Source organism: Streptomyces lomondensis (assembly GCF_014651035.1).
In the GTDB taxonomy this organism is placed as follows: Bacteria; Actinomycetota; Actinomycetes; order Streptomycetales; family Streptomycetaceae; genus Streptomyces; species Streptomyces lomondensis.
In genome coordinates this window covers 299,796-316,949 of record NZ_BMWC01000003.1, presented here as the reverse complement: position 1 = coordinate 316,949, position 17,154 = coordinate 299,796, and the positions used below count along the sequence as shown (strand labels likewise).

Genomic DNA, 17,154 nt, shown 5'->3' with positions numbered 1-17,154 from the left:
ACGAGATCACATCCGCGCGGCCCGAACAAGGGCGGCCCCGGCGGACCGGTGTGCAATCCGTAACCCGCGTGTTGCACGTAGGACCCCGCCGAAGCCGTATGATCTGCCCCAACACCACCGCTACGAACTTCCCTTCCGAGGGGCGGTTTGGTGTCCCTCCATTCATCCTGCCCGGGCACGGGCTGCTGAGCCCTGCCCGCGAACCGTGAAAGGCGGCCTGCATGGTCTCTCGCGTACGCGTCTGGCTCAACCGCACGTACGCGGAGAACGTGTTCTTCATGGATCAGCTGCGGAGAAATCCCAGCGACCGGGCCGTCGAGATCCATGCGACCCACGGCGACCCCAACTCCCCCGTGCTGGCCGCCGCCGACACCGCCGAGCTGGAGCCCGAGGGCCTGTCCCCGGCCGGGTACGTGGAATACGCCCTGGACCAGTGCGCGCGGCGCGGCATCGACGTGTTCGTGCCCCGGCTGCACCAGTCGGCGATCGTCGCGCACCGCGCCGAGTTCGAGGCGGCCGGTACGGCGGTGCTGGCGCCGCCGCCCGAGGCGGTGGCCGTCTTCCAGGACAAGGTGATCGCCTACGAGGCGGTCCAGGCGATCGGCGTTCCGGTGCCGTCCTGGTGGCGGGTCCGCTCCGGGGAGGAACTCGTCGCGGCCGTGGAGGAGTTGGAGGCCGCCGGGCACAAGGCGTGCTTCAAGCCGGCGTCCGGCGCGGGCGGGGTCGGCTTCCGCGTGATCACGCGCTCGCCCTTCTCGATGGTGCACCTGAGCGGGTTCCCGAGCCCGTACGTGCCGCTCGACCTGGTGCTGGAGGCGCTGGAGCGGGCCGAGGAACCGGTCGACTGGCTGGTGATGCCGCGTCTGGAGCAGCCCGAGGTGTCGGTGGACTGCCTCACCGGTCCGGACAACCGGGTCCGGCTGGCCATCGGACGCACCAAGAACGGCCGCCGCCGGGGCTTCACGCTGCACGAGCAGTGGCTCGAACCGGCCCGGCGGATCGCGGAGGGCTTCGGGCTGCACTACCTGTCCAACATCCAGTTCCGGATGTTCGGCGACCGGCCGGTCCTGATGGACGTGAACACCCGCCCGGCCGGCGGCCTGCACCAGCTGTCGCTGTGCGGCGTCAACGCCCCTTGGGCGGCTGTGCAGTTGGCGCTCGGCGAGGATCCGGGCGAGGTGGTTCCGCCGTTCCTGGGCCAGGACTACACGGTGGTGTCGGGGCCGCGCCCGCTGCGGCCGGTGCAGCTGCCGCAGCAGCGGGCGGAGGCGGCGGAGCCGCTGCCGGCGGTGCCGGTCGACTCCGTCGAGGCCCCCGCGCAGGCCACCACCGTCGAGGCCCTGCCGCTCTAGGCGTTGTAGCCCCACGCCTGGGCGAGTTCCCTCAGGCGTGGGGGCAGTTCGACGTCCGGGGCGGCCGTGCGCGCCGTCTGGATGCGGCCGGACTTGATCGTGCTGGACCAGTCGCCGAGCTGGGGGCGGAAGGTGCCGTGGTCCTTGCTGCCGTAGTCGAGCATGCCGGGTTCCCAGGGCAGGCCGAGGTAGTCGCAGATGCCCCGGGTGACCCGCTCCGGCTCGGCGGTGAGTTCCTCGTAGGTGATCACGTGGGGGTCGAGGTTCCGGCGGGCCTCCTCCAGCTTCTCGCTGTAGTCGAGGACCTCGGCGCGGACGGCCTCGGGGTCGGGGTCGGCGCGGCGGTCGGTGAGGGACGTGACGACGGCGCCGGGGTGGCGGAGCAGCAGGATGTAGCGGGCGTTCGGCCAACATCGGCGCAGGCGGGGCCAGATGAGGGTGTTCGGCGGGGTCTTGTCGACGATGACGTCCTTGCCGCTGCGGGCGAGCTCCAGGTGCAGCACCCGGTCCCACAGCACGTGTTCCAGCTCGTCCTTGTCGAGGTGGAGTGCCCGCATGGCGTCCGCGGTGAAGTCGCGGGACAGGTGGACGTGCACGGTGCGCAGGTGCATCTCGTGCGGGGCGCGGATGCGGCTGTGGCTGTTCAGCAGGACGCGCAGCAGGGTCGATCCGGAGCGCACCGAGGACAGGACGAAGACCGGTGAGTCCACCAGCCGGGGCGCGGGCGGGGCCGTGTAGGGGTCCGCGGACGGGCGGGGAGCGGGGATGGCGTCGAGGGTCCGGCGCGGTGGACTGACCGCCTGCATCACCAGCCTTCCGCGACGCTTCAGTCCCTTGCCGATCGCGGACATACGCGGGTCTCGCACCGTGACACCTTTCTTTCGCCGGGCATTCCGCATCCCAGGGGGAACGGGCGAACTTCAGATGTCCAGAAGGCGAACCGGCGTGCTCACGGGCGTCCACATACCGCCCGTGAGCAGGCCACTTACGCTTTTCTTAAACTTTCGTCAGAACCGGCCGGCGCCGCGGTACAGCTCCAGTTCCCCTTCCAGTTCGACGGCCAGCACCGTGGCGTGCGGGTCGAGGTCCGCCGCCGCGGGGGGTGCGATCCAGAGGATGCCGGGAGTCTCGTGGAGGCCGCCGGTGACGCGGTGGGGCAGTTCCGTGCCGCTGCCCAGGACCGAGACCCTGCGGACCTTGCTGAGGAGGCCGCGGACGTTGATCTCGGCGCGCGGGGCGTCGAAGAGGGTCAGGTAGAGGGTGCGGCGGTCCTTGGAGAGGGTGCTCGGGCCGTAGTGGTGGCCCGGCGGCAGCCCTCGTTCGGTGCCGTACACCGCCTCCGCGTGCCGGGCGATCCAGTCGCCGAGCCCTTCCAGCCGCTCCGCCTGCTCGTCCGTGATCGTGCCGTCCTCGCGGGGGCCGACGCTGAGGAGCAGGTTGCCTCCGCCGCCGATGGTCTCGGTGAAGTAGCGGATCAGCTGGTCGACCGACTTGTGGTTGTGGTCGTGGTGCTGGTGGCCCCAGGAGTCGTTGATCGTGAGGCACAGCTCCCAGGGGCCCTCGGGCGGGACGACCGGGGCGCCCTGTTCCGGTGTCGCGTAGTCGCCCTCGCTGAGCATGCGGGCGTTGAAGACGACGTCCGGCACCTCGGAGCGGATGAGGGCGGCGAGTTCCGGGATGCGCCACTGCTCCTCGCTGCGGTCCCATTCGCCGTCGAACCACAGCAGATCGGGCTTGTAGCGGGAGGTCAGTTCGCGGATCTGGCCGTCCCGGTAGGCGAGGAAGCGTTCCCATGCCTCCAGGTCCTCGTCCTCGGCGGCGACCTCCGAGTAGCGGTTGTCCTCCAGCTCCGGCGGGCGGCCGGGCTTGCGGGTGGAGGCGTAGTCGGGGTGGCTCCAGTCCGAGTGCGAGTAGTAGAGGCCGACCTTGAGGCCCTGCTCGCGCAGGGCGTACGCGTACCCTCCGATCAGGTCCCGGCCCACGTTCAGGTCGCCGTACGCGGTGTCCCACAGGGCGACGCCGTCGTGGTGGCGACTGGTGAGCACCGCGTACCGGGCGCCGGCCCGCGCGAAGAGCCTCGCCCAGTCGCGCGGGTCGTAGCGGGCGGCCGTGAACCGGTCGAGCTGGGACATGTACCGGTCGTACGGGACGATGTCGTCGTAGAACGACCAGGACTCCTGGACGCCGTCGACGGCGTAGATGCCCCAGTGGATGAAGATGCCGAGTTTGGCGTCCGTGAACCACGGCTGCATGGCCAAGGGTCAGCCCCTTCGCAGGCGGAGCGTCAGGATCTGGAAGGGCCGCAGCGTGACGGGCACACCGCCGTCGGCGATGCCGGCGTCCTCCAGCGGGCGTTCCAGCAGATCGGTCACCTGGGCGCCGGCCAGCGGGAAGCCGGTGCGCAGGATGCCGGTGGCGCGGCCGCCGCGGGACTCGTAGAGCCGTACGACGACATCGCCCGAGGCGTCGTCGGCGAGCTTGACCGCCTCCACCGTCACGCCCTCGCCCTCGACGGAGACGACCGGTTCCGGGGCGCCGGCCGCGTCGGCCACCCGGAGCGGGAGGTTGAGGGCGTAGCCCTCGGCGACGGCGTCCTCGATGCGGGCGCCGGGCAGCAGCGCGTAGGTGAAGCGGTGGCGGCCCTGGTCGGCCTCGGGGTCCGGGATGCGCGGGGCGCGGACCAGGGAGAGGCGGACGGTGGTCGTGGTGCCGCCGTCCTCGCGGACCGTGCGGGAGACGTCGTGGCCGTAGGTGGAGTCGTTGATGACCGCGACGCCGTAGCCCGGCTCGCCGATGTGCACCCAGCGGTGGCCGGAGACCTCGAAGCGGGCCGCCTCCCAGCTGGTGTTGGTGTGCGTGGGGCGCTGGATGTGCCCGAACTGGATCTCGGCGGAGGAGTGCGGGGCCCGGATGTCCACCGGGAAGGCCGCCTTGAGGATCTTCTCGGTCTCGTGCCAGTCGATGTCCGTCTCGATGTCGATCCGGGGGCTGCCGGCGCGGACGGTGATCGTCTGGGTGATCGTCGAGCCCTTGCCGAAGGACCGCTCGACGCGGATCGCGCCGACCAGCGGGTCCTGCTCGACGACCGTGACGGAGGAGGCGTCGAGGAGGTCCGTGTAGCGGTTCTTGTAGTGCTTGTCGATGTCCCAGGCGTCCCAGTAGTTGGGCAGGTCGGTGTGGAGGCGGAGCAGGTTGCCCGGCTCGGCCAGGACCTCGCGGCCGGCGCGCAGGTCGCGGACGGACGCCAGGGTGCCGTCCTCGGCCACCTCGACGCGGACCAGCCCGTTGTCGAGCACCCGGCCGTTCACCGTCACCGGCTGCGGGGGCTCGGCGTCGCCGAGGGGCGCGGAGCCGCTCGCGGGCACCTCCACGTACACCGGTGCGCCCTCGGCGGTGCGGACCACCTCGGCGCGGTCGTAGGGGCTGGTGTTGAAGACACGGGTCCCGCCGGCGCCGAGGGCCGTGAGGGCATCGGCCGTCAGCGCCTGGAGCTCGCGGGCCACTCGGGCGTACTCGGCCTCGGCCTCACGGTGGACCCAGGCAATGGAGGAGCCGGGCAGGATGTCGTGGAACTGGTGAAGCAGCACCGTCTTCCAGAGCCGGTCCAGCTTCTCGTACGGGTAGGCGTAGCCCGGCGCGTGCAGCGCGGCCGTGGTCGCCCACAGCTCCGCCTCGCGCAGGAGGTGCTCGGAGCGGCGGTTGCCCTGCTTGGTGCGGGCCTGGGAGGTGTAGGTGGCGCGGTGCAGCTCCAGGTAGAGCTCGCCGACCCAGACGGGCGCGTCCGGGTACTCCTCGCGGGCCTTGGCGAAGAACTCGTCGGGGTGTTCGACGACGACCTTCGCGGAGCCCTCCAGGTCCGCCAGCCGGCGGGCGCGTTCCATGATCTCGCGGGTGGGGCCGCCACCGCCGTCGCCCCAGCCGAAGGGCGCCAGGGAGCGCGAGGCGCCGCCCTTCTCCTGGTAGTTGCGGACCGCGCGGGACATCTCCTCGCCGCTGAAACGGGCGTTGTAGGTGTCGACCGGCGGGAAGTGGGTGAAGATGCGGGTGCCGTCGATGCCCTCCCACCAGAAGGTGTGGTGGGGGAACTTGTTGGTCTGGTTCCAGGAGATCTTCTGGGTGAGGAACCACTCGTTCCCGGCGAGCTTGGCGATCTGCGGGTAGGCGGCGTTGTAGCCGAAGGAGTCCGGCAGCCACACGCCCTTGGTCTCGATGCCGAAGTGGTCCATGAAGAACCGCTTGCCGTGGACGAACTGGCGGGCGACGGCCTCGCCGCCGGGCAGGTTGCCGTCGGACTCGACCCACATGCCTCCGACCGGCGCCCACTGGCCGTTCTTGACCGACTCCTGGATGCGGGCCCAGACCTTGGGGTAGTTGTCGCGGACCCACTCGTACTGCTGGGCCTGGGAGCAGGCGAAGATGAAGTCGTCGTACTCGTCGGCCAGGGACGTGACGTTGGAGAACGTGCGGGACGTCTTGCGCTTGGTCTCCCGGATCGGCCAGAGCCAGGCCGAGTCGATGTGGGCGTGGCCGACGCCGGAGATCGTGTGGGCGCTGGCGTGCGCGGGCTTGGACAGCACCGGCTTCAGCGCCTCGCGCACCGCGGCGGCCGAGCCGGAGACGTCGTCCAGGTCGAGCAGGTCCATCGCCCGGTCGAGGGCGTGCGCGATCTCGTGCCGGCGCGGGTCGTGCTCGCCGAGCTCGTGCATCAGCTCGCGCAGCACCTGCACGTCGAGGTCGAGGTGCCAGACCTCCTCGTCGAGGATGGCGAGGTCGGCGCTGCGGAAGGTGTAGAGCGGCTTGTCGCCGGCGGTCAGCTTGTCGCCGAGGGGCGTGACCTTGGAGAAGTTGTCCGCGAGGATGTCCGGGTTGGAGGCGGCCTCGACCAGGTAGTCGACCGTCTCCCCGCCGGTCGCCGGGTTGGCGATCGGGACGTACTGGTTGAGCGGGTTCACGGCCTTGAGCGGGGTGCCGTCCGTGCGGTGGACGAGGGCCTCGGCCTGGTTGCCGGGCCAGTCGCCCACGAAGCCGAGGTCGATGACGGCCTCGACGCGCCGGCCCGCCCACTCCTCGGGCACCTGTCCGCGCATGCGGAACCAGGTGGTGCCCCAGGGCGGTCCCCACGGGGTGCCCATCGCGAACGGCTCGTAGGACGCGGCGGCCGCCTCCTCGAAGGGCACCGGCTCCCCGGGAGCCTGCCACGCCTCCACCTCGAAGGGGACGGTGGCCGCGTAGATCGCGGTCTTGATGCGCTGGTCGTGGAGGCGCTGCACGCGCTCTTCGATCCGGCGGCTTTCGTCATGCATGGGACACGTCTCCTGAGGACTTCCTGAGGGCTCTACTTGAGGTAGCCGAGGCCGGGGTGGACGGCGGTGTACCCGTCGACGAGGCGCCGGGCCACGTTGACGGAGTCGACGAGCGGGTGCAGGGCAAAGGCTTTCACAGCGGTCGTACGGGAGCCGGAGTCGGCGGCGGCCAGCACCTCGCGCTCGACCGCCTTGACCGCGCAGACCAGGCCGGTGGCGTGGTCGGGCAGCGGGTCCACGGTGACCGGATGGGCGCCGTTGGCGTCGACGAGGCACGGGACCTCGATGACGGCGTCCGTGTCCAGGACCGACAGGGTGCGCTGGTTGCGCACGTTGAGGATGAGGGTGGTGCGCTCGTCCCGGGCGATGGCCCGCATCAGCGCGAGGGCGACCTTCTCGTAGCCGCCGGACAGGTCGTCCTCGTCGCGTTCGCCGGCGCCCGCGGTCTCGCGGTTCTCGGCCATGTAGGTGGCCTCGCGCTCGGCGCGGGTGTCGTCCCAGACCTTCCACGCGGGGGCGTCGGGGTTGCGCATCTCGGCGTAGAAGCGGGCCTGCTGCTCGTGCAGGAAGGCGCCGCGGGTCTTCTCGGCCTGCTGGTAGGCCCGTACGGCCTCGCGGTTGAAGTAGTAGTAGTGCAGGTACTCGTTCGGGATCGCGCCGAGGGACCGCAGCCAGTCCACGCCGAAGAGCTTGCCCTCCTCGAAGGAGCCGAGCAGGTCGGGGTCGGCGAGCAGGCGCGGCAGCTCGTCGCGGCCGGCGACGCGCAGGCCGCGCACCCAGCCGAGATGGTTGAGGCCGACGTAGTCGATCCAGGCTTCCTTGGGGTTCGCGCCGAGCACGCGGGCGATGCGGCGGCCGAGGCCGACCGGGGAGTCGCAGATGCCGATGACGCGGTCGCCTAGGTGGCGGGACATGGCCTCGGTGACCAGGCCGGCCGGGTTGGTGAAGTTGATGACCCAGGCGTCCGGCGCCAGGCGGGCCACCCGCCGGGCGATGTCGACGGCGACCGGGACGGTGCGCAGGCCGTAGGCGATGCCGCCCGCGCCGACCGTCTCCTGGCCGAGGACGCCCTCGGCCAGGGCCACCCGCTCGTCGTTCGCCCGGCCCTCCAGGCCGCCGACGCGGATCGCGGAGAACACGAAGTCGGCGCCGCGCAGGGCCTCGTCCAGGTCGGTGGTGGCGGTCACCTCCGGCGCGTCGGGGACGTCGGCCGCCTGCTCGGCGAGGACCCGCGTCACCGCGGACAGTCTCGCCGGATCCAGATCGTGCAGGACGACATGCGTCACCCGGCCCTCGGCATGGTCCGCCAGGAGCGCCCCGTACACCAGCGGCACGCGGAATCCTCCGCCGCCCAGAATCGTCAGCCTCACGCTTGCACCTTTCCCACCACGACGACCTCGACGCCCGCCTCCTGAAGGGAGGACCGCGTCGCCGTGTCGAGCGGCTCGTTCGTCACCACCACGTCCAGGTCCTCGGGACCGCAGACCTTCGCCATCCCGTGCCCGGGGAACTTCGCCGCGTCGGCGAGCAGCACGACCTTCTCACCGGCCTTGATCATGGCGCGCTTGACCGGCACCTCCACGACCGTGGTGTCCATGACGTGCCCGCCGGGCCGCACGCCGCTGGTGCCGAGGAAGAGCCAGTCGGCGTGCAGCTGGCGCAGGTTGTCCTCGGTGAGGAAGCCGACCAGGGAGCGGTATTCACGGCGGACCATGCCGCCGAGCAGGACCAGCTCGATGCCCTCGTCGTCGGCGAGTTCCTCGTAGACCACCAGGTTGCTGGTGATCACGGTGAGCCGGCGTCCGTGCAGCTGCCGGGCCAGGCGGTAGGCGGTCGTCCCGATGTCCAGCAGCACCGACTGACCATCCGTGATCATCGCCGCGGCGCGCTCGGCTATGGCGTCCTTCTCGGCCACGCGCACCTCGGCGACCTCCGCGAAGGGCTGGTCGCCCTCCTCGACCACGGCACCGCCGTGGACCCGCGTCAGCAGGCCGTCCTCCTCCAGTTTCACCAGGTCACGCCTGATGGTGGCCGGGCTCACACCCAGCTGTTCGGAGAGGTCGGTCACAGCTGCGGGGCCGCCTGAGCGCAGGGACCGCAGGATGAGTTGGTGTCGTCGTTCTGCCAGCACGGCCGGAACACTACTCGTCATCTTCAATCATTTCCATGCTCAGTTCTGCTCGGGTATTGACCAATCTCTCCGAGCAGCGCACGATTCCGGTCACCGAAATGACGAGTTTTGACGATCTCGGTCGAAGCTCCGAGCGAGAGGACGACTCCGTGGACGACGAACGGCCCGATGTGCTGCTGACCGGGCTGCTCTTCTACGACCTCGTCCTCACCGGGCTGGGGAAGCCGCCGACCGCCGGCGAGGAGATCTGGACCAAGGGCATGGGCTGCGGCCCGGGCGGCATCGCGAACCTCGCGGTGGCCGCCGCCCGCTTCGGCCTGAGCACCTCGCTGGCCACGGTCTTCGGCGACGACTTCTACGGCGAGCACTGCCGGGACGTCCTGTGCGACCAGGAGGGCGTCGACCTGTCGCTCTCCCGCACGGCGGACGACTGGCCCACCCCGGTCACCGTCTCCGTCGCCTACGGCCACGACCGGGCCCTGCTCACCCACGGCCAGGAGCCGCCGTACTCGCAGGACGCGCTGATGGGCGACCCGCCCGAGGCGCGTACCGCCCTGGTGCACCTGGAGGCCGAGCCGCGCGAGTGGCTCGCCAAGGCCGCCGCGAACGGCACGCAGATCTACGCCGACGTCGGCTGGGACCCCACCCAGGAGTGGTCGACGGGCCTCCTGGAACAGCTGGCCCTGTGCCACGCCTTCCTCCCGAACGAGGCCGAGGCGATGGCCTACACCCGCACCGACAGCGCGGTGGCGGCGCTCGGCACGCTCTCCGAGCTGGTGCCGGTGGCCGTGGTCACCCGGGGCGGCGAGGGGGCCGTCGCCGTCGACCAGATCACCGGCGAGTACGCGGAGGTCGAGGCCCTGGACACCGACGTCCTCGACGCGACGGGCGCCGGGGACGTCTTCGGCGCGAGCTTCGTCGCGGCCTCCCTCGGCGGCTGGCCGCTGGCGGAGCGGCTGCGGTTCGCGGTGCTCGCGGCCGGGCTGTCCGTCCGGCACCACGGCGGGGCGCTCGCGGCCCCCGGCTGGTACGGCGTGGACCGCTGGTGGCGCTCGCTGACGGACCCCGGACTCCGGCAGGCCTACGGCTTCCTGGCCGACCGCATCCCGGCGAACGTCGGCCCGCCGGTGCGCCACGCCCCCGTGACCCCGCCCGCCCCTCTCATGCCCATCGGTCCGCGCGCCTCCGAACGGCCGCACTGACCCCCGATTGCCCTCACCACGTCGAACAGCAACAACAGGAGTGACCCGTGGACCTTTCCCGTAGAGGCTTCCTCCAGGCCGCCGCGCTCACCGCGGCCGCCTCCGGCCTGACCGTCGCATGCGGCAACGGATCGGGCTCGGCCGGCAGCAAGAACGGCAAGAACCTCACCATGTGGTACTGGGGCGGCGCGCTCAGCGACAAGGTGGTCGCGGAGGCCAGGACGCACTTCGCCGACCAGGTGAAGCTGACCGTCGCCTCGATCGGCGGCGACTTCAAGCAGAAGCTCACCACGACCCTCGCGGCGGGCACCTCCGTGCCCGACATCACCGGCATCAAGGGCGAGGACATCGCGTCCTTCCTGCCCAACGCGGGCCGCTTCCTGGACCTGAACGACCTGGGCTTCAAGCAGGTCTCGTCCCAGTACCTGGAGTGGAAGACCAAGCTCGCCCAGACCGAGGACGGCAAGCAGATCGGCTTCCCGATCGACATCGGCCCCACCGCGCTCTTCTACCGCGCGGACCTGTTCGACAAGGCCGGGCTGCCCACCGACCCCGACAAGGTCGCCGCCCGGACCGGGACCTGGGACGAGTACTTCGACCTCGGCACCGAGCTGGGGAAGAAGCTGCCGGGCACCTATCTGGTCAACAACATCAGCGCGGTGTTCACCATCGCGGTCGGCCAGGGCACCGAGCGGTTCATCGACAAGAACAACCGCTTCATCGGCGACCAGGACCACATCCGCGCCGCGTGGACCACGGCGATCCGCCCCTACACCCTGGGCATCGACGCCAAGATCAACGACAACACCTGGAACGCCGCCATCGGCAAGAGCCTCACCACCGAACTCGGCGCGGCCTGGCACGCCCTGGACATCGAGCAGGCGGCCCCGAAGACCAAGGGCAAGTGGCGGGTCTGCGCGACCCCCGGCGGACCGGCCAACCAGGGCGGCTCCTACCTGGCCCTGCCCAAGCAGTGCCGGAACCCCGAAGAGGCTTTCAAGATCATCAGCTGGATCCTCAGCCCGGCCAACGACGCCCGCGGCTTCGCCGACGCCGCCATCTTCCCCGCCGCGCCGGCGGCCTACGCCATGCCGGCCATGACGCAGCCCGACCCGTTCTTCGGCGGGCAGAAGGTCATCGAGGTGTTCGGCCCGGCCGCCAAGGCCATCCCGGTCAGCTACGAGGCGCCCGCCGACGCCGCCGTCATGGCCCCCTTCTTCACCGAGCTGACCAGCATCGAGGCCAAGGGCAAGAAGCCCGACGACGCCTGGAACGACGCGGTGAGCCAGGCCAGGCAGATCGCCCGGCGACAGGGGGTGAAGTAGGTGTCGTCCCCTCCGGTCACCGGTCCCGCCCCGGTGCCACGGCACCGGGGCGGGCCGGGCCCGGCCCGCTTCCGCCCGCGGCGCACACCGCCCGCGGGCACGGTGCGGCCCAAACCTCGCCGGGTGCTGTCCTACTGGCGGCAGTACCTGGCGATCTCGCCCTTCTTCCTGATCTTCATCGGCTTCTCGTTCTTCCCGGTCTTCTACTCGCTGTACCTGGCCTTCCAGCGCTGGGACGGCATGGGCACCATGCAGTTCGTGGGCCTGGACCAGTTCCGGTTCCTGTGGTCGGACCCGGTCTTCTGGATGTCGATCCGCAACACCCTGGTGATCTGGGTGCTGTCCACCGTCCCCACGCTGTTCGGCGCCCTGGTGCTGGCGACGCTGCTGCACTCGGTCCGTCGCTTCAAGGGCTTCTACCGCATCGCCCTCTACGTACCGAACGTCACCTCGATCGTCGCCGTGTCGATCTTCTTCGGCGCGGTGTTCAGCAACAACTTCGGCCTGGTCAACGCCATCCTGGGCATGGTCGGCATCTCACCCGTCCCGTGGCTGAGCAATCCGTGGCTGATCAAGCTGGTCATCGCGCTGCTGATGACCTGGATGTGGACCGGCTACAACATGATCATCTACCTGGCCGGTCTCCAGGCCATCCCGACGCAGATCTACGAGGCGGCCAAGCTGGACGGCGCCGGGCCGATCCGTACGTTCTTCCAGATCACCATGCCGATCATGCGGCCCATCATCCTGTTCACGGTCGTCATCTCGACCATCAACGGCCTGCAGAGCTTCAGCGAGCCCCAGGTCCTGTTCGGCAGCAACGCCGCCAACCCGAACCTCGGCGGCCCCGGCCAGGCGGGCCTGACCACGCTGCTGTACTTCTACCAGTCCGCCTTCGTCAACAACGACTACGGCTACGGCGCCGCGATCGTGTGGGCCTTCTTCGTACTGATCATGGTGATGGTCGTCATCAACTGGCGCGTCGTGCAGCGCGGGAGGAAGTCATGACCGCGGTGGTCCCCAGGCGGTCCCGGCGCCCCAAGGGCCTGACCGCGCACATCGTCCTCGTGCTGGCCGTCCTGATATCGATCTTCCCGTTCGTGTGGACGATCGTCATGGCGACCAACACCACCGAGGACATCTACAAGAGCCCGCCGAAGCTGACCTTCGGTTCGCACCTGCTGGAGAACATCCGGCACGTGCTCGACACCATCGACTTCTTCGGGTCGATGCTGAACACGGTCGTCGTCGCGTCCGTCACCACCGTCCTGGTGCTGTTCGTCGACTCGCTGGCGGCCTTCGCCTTCGCCAAGTTCGACTTCCCCGGCCGCCGGGTGCTGTTCGCCACGCTGCTCGGGTTCATGATGCTGCCGCTCCAGCTGGCCGTCCTCCCGCAGTTCATCCTGATGTCCGACCTCGGCTGGGTCGGCACGCTCAAGGCGCTGATCCCGCCCGCCCTCGCCAACGCCTTCGGCATCTTCTGGCTGCGCCAGTACATCGAGAACGGCGTACCGGACGAACTCCTCGACGCCGCGCGCATCGACGGCGCCGGGTTCTTCCGCCAGTACTGGAACATCGTGCTGCCGATGATCAGGCCCGCGCTGTCCTTCCTGGCCATCTACGCGTTCGTCGGCGCCTGGAACGACTACATCTGGCCGCTCGTCGTCCTCACCGACCCCAGCCATCTCACCCTCCAGGTGGCCCTCGCCCAGCTCCACGTCGGCCACACCACCGACTACAGCATGGTCATGGCCGGCGTCCTCATGGCGTCCGTCCCCTTGGTCGTGGTCTTCACGATCTTCGCCCGCGGCTTCATCGCGGGAGCGACGGAGGGGGCGGTCCAGGGGAGCTGACGGAACGCGCCCCGAAAGGGGCGCGGGGAACTGCGCGACCAGCCACAGCGGTCGCGCGGCCAAGAACCGGCAGTCGGTCCCGAGCTCTTGGTCCTGGGCCGGTGCAGCAGGCACGACCAACGAGAGGGGCGGCAGTGACAGACGCTGGCACCACGCAGGGCAAGGTGCTCCTCGTCGGCATGGACGGCCTCCGCTACGACCGACTGACCCACGAGCCCTCCAACGCCCCCGTACTACACGCCCTGATGACCGCGGGAGCGCACGGCACCAGCCTGCTGCCCTACGGCCGGGCCGAGGACGGACCGTCGGCCGACGCGGCCTACACCGACTCCGGTCCGGGCTGGTCGAGCGTGCTGACCGGGGTGTGGCCCGACCGTCACGGGGTGACCGGCAACGACTTCCTCGGCGCCGACTACGCCCGCCACCCCGACGTCCTGAGCCGCGCCGTCACCGCCCGGCCCGGTCTGCGCACCGCGGCCGTGGTGTCCTGGCCGGAACTGGTCCGCCGCGGCGTGCTCGGCGCCGCCATCGGCCGACGGGTGTACTACGACGGCGAGTCCGAGGGCTACGAGACCGCGGACCGCCTCGTAGCCCGCACCGCCGCACGCTGGCTCACCGAGGACGACCCGGACGTCGTCTTCGTGTACTTCGGCGCCACCGACGAGGCCGGCCACGCCACCGGCCCCCTCTCCCCCGCCTACGACGACGCCCTCCTCGCCCAGGACGCCCACCTCGGGCGGCTCCTGGAGGCGATAGACGCGCGGCGCTCCGACCCCGGCCGCGCCGAGGAGCACTGGACCGTGCTGGTCACCACGGACCACGGTCACCTCGACACCGGCGGCCACGGCGGTGACACGCGTGCCGAACGGGAGGTCTTCGTCATCCTCGCCGGTCCCGGCGTGCCCGCGGGCACCCGGCTCGACACGCCCCGTCTCATCGACATCGCCCCCACCGTCCTGGACCGCCTCGGCATCCCCGCCGACCCCGCCTGGGACCTGCAAGGGCACGTACTCGCCCGGCCCACCGCCCCGACTTCGGAATGGTCATGACCGACGCACCCCTCGATCCCCTGCTCGCCCTGCGCCCCTGGGAGGCACCCGAGGTGACCTCCTGGCGGCGGCTGCCGATGAACGCCGTCGACCGGCGTTCCGGAGCCGTCTGCCTCGACGGCGACTGGCGTTTCCAGCTGCTGCCCGCGCCGGACGCACGGCCCGGGGAGGTCTGGTCGTCGTCGTACGTGCCCGGTGTCTGGACCGTGCAGGGCACGGACGATCTTCCGCGGTACCTCAACGTCCGGATGCCGTTCGCCGAGTTCCCGCCGGACGTGCCCGCCGCCAACCCGACCGGGGTGTACGAGCGTGCGGTGGACGTGCCGGCCGAGTGGACCGGCCGCCGGATCGTGCTCCAGGTCGGCGCCGCCGAGAGCGTGCTGCTGGTGCATGTGGACGGGCGGCCCGTCGGCGTCTCCAAGGACTCCCACCTGGCCGCCGAGTTCGACCTGACGGGGCACGTCCGCCCCGGTGAGCGGGCCACCGTGCGCCTGACCGTCGTCAAGTGGTCGGACGCCTCGCACATCGAGGACCAGGACCAGTGGTGGCACGGCGGGGTCACGCGCTCGGTGCTGCTGTACGCGACCGACCCGCTGCACCTGGCCGACGTGACCGTGCGCGCCCGGTACGACGGTGACCTGCGCGTCGACTGCCTGGTGCGGGACGCGGGCGGCGCCCTGCCCGAGGGGTGGTACGTCACCGGGGAGCTGGACGGGCAACTGCTCAGGCAGGACGCGGAGTTCGACCGGGCCAACGCCGAGGACGAGCGCGTCTCCGCCTTCCTCGGCGAGGCACGGCTGCGGCACACCGTCCCCGACGTGCGCGCCTGGACCGCCGAGACGCCCGAGCTGTACGGCCTGACGGTCCGCCTCCACCGCGCCGACGGCACGGTCGCCGACACCTCCCGCCACCGGATCGGCTTCCGGGACGTCGAGATCGCCGGCCGGGACCTGCTGGTCAACGGCGAGCGCGTGTTCATCCGGGGCGTCAACCGGCACGACTTCCATCCGCTGACCGGCCGGACGGTGTCGTACGACGACATGCGCGCCGACCTCGTCCTGCTGAAGCGGTTCGGCTTCAACGCGATCCGCACCGCGCACTACCCGAACGACCCGGCCCTGTACGACCTGGCCGACGAGCTCGGCTTCTACGTCGTCGACGAGGCCGACATCGAGTCCCACGACCACGCGCACGAGATCGCCGACGACCCGCGCTACCTGGGCGCCTTCGTCGACCGGGTCGCCCGGATGGTGCTGCGGGACAAGAACCACCCGTCGATCATCATCTGGTCGCTGGGCAACGAGTCCGACTACGGCGCGAACCACGACGCGGCGGCGGGCTGGGTCCGCCGGCACGATCCGACCCGTCCGGTGCAGTACGAGGGCGCGGCCAAACGCGGCTGGGCCGACCCGGACCTGGCCTCCGACATCGCCTGCCCGATGTACGCGCCGCTGCAGGAGTGCATCGCGCACGCCATGTCCGGCACCCAGACCAAGCCGCTCATCCAGTGCGAGTACTCGCACGCCATGGGCAACAGCAACGGCACGCTGGCGGACCATTGGGAGGCCATCGAGGCCACCCCGGGTCTTCAGGGCGGGTTCATCTGGGAGTTCTGGGACCACGGCATCCTCCAGCGTGTGAACGACGGCAGACCGGCCGGGCGTGGGGGCGCCGGGCTCTACGGCAACGGTGTCGCCGCGCCCGGGCATCGCTGGGCGTACGGCGGCGACTTCGGGGAGACGGACCACGACGGCGCCTTCATCGCCGACGGGGTCGTCTTCCCCGACCGCACCCCCAAGCCCGTGATGTTCGAGCACCGGGAGATCGCCGCGCCGGTGCGGATCGAGTGCTTCCGGCACGAGGGCGTCGTGCTGAGCAACCACCAGCACTTCCGCGGCCTGGACTGGCTGTCCGGCGAGTGGGAGCTGTCCCTCGCCGACGGCGGAACCCTGACGGGCCCCGCCGAGTTGCCCGACCTTCGGCCGGGCGAGACGGCCGCGGTGCCGCTGCCGTTCGAGCTGCCCGAGGACGGCGGCGAGGCGTGGCTGACGCTGCGGGTCACGACGGCCCGGGACGAGCCGTGGGCGCCGCGCGGCACAGTCGTGTGCCTGCCCCAGGTGCGGCTGCGGGCGGCGCCCCAGCCGGCGTACGCCCCCGTCGCGAACCGCCCGGTCGAGGTCGACGAGGACGGGCTGCTGGTCCATCCGCTGCTGACGGCGGCGCCCACGCTGTCCCTGTGGCGTGCCCCCACCGACAACGACGAACTGGGCGGCACGGCGGCCCGCTGGCGGGACTGGGGGCTGGAGGCGCCCGCCCGCAAGGTCGTCGCCGTACGGCGGGACCCGGGCCGGGTGGCGGTGGTCGCCGACTACCTCTGCGAGGGCGGGACCGTCCGGCACGAGCAGGTGTTCACGTCCGTCGAGGGCGGGCTGCTCGTCGAGGAGTGCGCCGAGCTGCCCGAGGCGCTGGACGACGTGGCCCGGGTCGGGTCGGTGTTCGAGACGGTCGCCGGGCTGAATCTGTGGGAGTGGTTCGGGCAGGGCCCCTGGGAGTCGTATCCGGACCGGGCCGCGGGCGCGCCCGTCGGGCATCACGCGCTGCCGGTGGACGAGCTGTTCACGCCCTATCTGCGGCCCCAGGAGAGCGGCGGGCGGCACGGCGTACGGCGGTTCACGCTGTCCGCGCCCGACGCCACCGGCCTCGCGGTGCGGCTGGACCGGCCCCGCCAGGTCTCCGTGACCCGGCATCGCGGGGCCGACCTCGCCGCCGTCGCGCACCACGACGAACTGGTGCCGCGCGCCGGGTGCGTGGTGCACATCGACGCGGCGCACCGCGGCCTGGGCACGGCGTCCTGCGGGCCCGACACCTTCGCCTCCTATCTCGTCCCGGTCGGTGTCCATCGCTGGAGCTGGACGCTGCGCGTTCTCTGAGTTCCTCCC

12 protein-coding genes are annotated in these 17,154 nt (G+C 71.1%); 7 read left to right on the top strand and 5 right to left on the bottom strand.

Annotation, left to right across the window (positions count from 1 at the left end):
• Window positions 1–221: 221 nt before the first annotated feature.
• The gene (locus IE255_RS12850; RefSeq protein WP_190050348.1) at window positions 222–1,352 is read left to right on the top strand and encodes an ATP-grasp domain-containing protein; all 1,131 of its coding nucleotides are present in this window, start codon (window positions 222–224) and stop codon (window positions 1,350–1,352) included.
• Here IE255_RS12850 and IE255_RS12845 read toward each other — a convergent pair.
• The 5 genes from IE255_RS12845 to IE255_RS12825 form a co-directional block, all read right to left on the bottom strand.
• Window positions 1,349–2,218, bottom strand: a complete 870-nt coding sequence (locus tag IE255_RS12845; RefSeq protein WP_229906380.1) for a sulfotransferase family protein — start codon at window positions 2,216–2,218, stop codon at window positions 1,349–1,351. The genes IE255_RS12850 and IE255_RS12845 overlap by 4 nt on opposite strands.
• Before the next feature lie 141 nt (window positions 2,219–2,359).
• Entirely contained in the window at window positions 2,360–3,610 is a 1,251-nt protein-coding gene (locus IE255_RS12840; RefSeq protein ID WP_190050347.1) for an alpha-L-fucosidase, read from the bottom strand.
• A 3-nt stretch (window positions 3,611–3,613) separates the two neighbouring features.
• Complete coding sequence (locus IE255_RS12835) at window positions 3,614–6,655, bottom strand: alpha-mannosidase (RefSeq protein ID WP_190050346.1); 3,042 nt, start codon at window positions 6,653–6,655, stop codon at window positions 3,614–3,616.
• A 32-nt stretch (window positions 6,656–6,687) separates the two neighbouring features.
• The gene (locus IE255_RS12830; protein WP_190050345.1) at window positions 6,688–8,025 is read right to left on the bottom strand and encodes a 6-phospho-beta-glucosidase; all 1,338 of its coding nucleotides are present in this window, start codon (window positions 8,023–8,025) and stop codon (window positions 6,688–6,690) included.
• Window positions 8,022–8,786, bottom strand: coding sequence for a DeoR/GlpR family DNA-binding transcription regulator (locus tag IE255_RS12825; protein WP_190050344.1), 765 nt, complete (start codon window positions 8,784–8,786; stop codon window positions 8,022–8,024). Before IE255_RS12825 ends, IE255_RS12830 begins: the two co-directional genes overlap by 4 nt.
• Window positions 8,787–8,935: 149 nt before the next feature.
• Here IE255_RS12825 and IE255_RS12820 point away from each other — a divergent pair, with 149 nt between their 5' ends.
• The 6 genes from IE255_RS12820 (at window position 8,936) to IE255_RS12795 (ending at window position 17,145) form a co-directional block, all read left to right on the top strand.
• Window positions 8,936–9,988 (top strand): carbohydrate kinase family protein, encoded by a 1,053-nt coding sequence (locus IE255_RS12820; protein ID WP_190050343.1) that lies wholly within the window; start codon window positions 8,936–8,938, stop codon window positions 9,986–9,988.
• Between the two features lie 47 nt (window positions 9,989–10,035).
• Window positions 10,036–11,313 (top strand): ABC transporter substrate-binding protein, encoded by a 1,278-nt coding sequence (locus IE255_RS12815; RefSeq protein ID WP_190050342.1) that lies wholly within the window; start codon window positions 10,036–10,038, stop codon window positions 11,311–11,313.
• A gap of 123 nt (window positions 11,314–11,436) precedes the next feature.
• A complete protein-coding gene (locus tag IE255_RS12810; RefSeq protein ID WP_190050341.1) occupies window positions 11,437–12,321 on the top strand; it encodes a carbohydrate ABC transporter permease in 885 nt (294 codons plus the stop codon).
• On the top strand, window positions 12,318–13,166 hold the full coding sequence (locus IE255_RS12805; protein WP_190050340.1) for a carbohydrate ABC transporter permease: 849 nt from the start codon (window positions 12,318–12,320) through the stop codon (window positions 13,164–13,166). The genes IE255_RS12810 and IE255_RS12805 overlap by 4 nt, the downstream gene beginning before the upstream one ends.
• 179 nt (window positions 13,167–13,345) lie before the next feature.
• Complete coding sequence (locus IE255_RS12800) at window positions 13,346–14,215, top strand: alkaline phosphatase family protein (protein WP_190050750.1); 870 nt, start codon at window positions 13,346–13,348, stop codon at window positions 14,213–14,215.
• Window positions 14,212–17,145: a glycoside hydrolase family 2 TIM barrel-domain containing protein gene (locus IE255_RS12795; protein WP_190050339.1), complete on the top strand. Its 2,934-nt coding sequence runs from the start codon at window positions 14,212–14,214 to the stop codon at window positions 17,143–17,145. Before IE255_RS12800 ends, IE255_RS12795 begins: the two co-directional genes overlap by 4 nt.
• The last annotated feature ends 9 nt before the right edge of the window (window positions 17,146–17,154 follow it).

Coding starts and splice junctions, on each gene's coding strand:
- IE255_RS12835 (WP_190050346.1), bottom strand. CDS start 6,655: ATGCATGACGAAAGCCGCCGGATCGAAGAGCGCGTGCAGCGCCTCCAC.
- IE255_RS12800 (WP_190050750.1), top strand. CDS start 13,346: ATGGACGGCCTCCGCTACGACCGACTGACCCACGAGCCCTCCAACGCC.
- IE255_RS12795 (WP_190050339.1), top strand. CDS start 14,212: ATGACCGACGCACCCCTCGATCCCCTGCTCGCCCTGCGCCCCTGGGAG.
- IE255_RS12805 (WP_190050340.1), top strand. CDS start 12,318: ATGACCGCGGTGGTCCCCAGGCGGTCCCGGCGCCCCAAGGGCCTGACC.
- IE255_RS12850 (WP_190050348.1), top strand. CDS start 222: ATGGTCTCTCGCGTACGCGTCTGGCTCAACCGCACGTACGCGGAGAAC.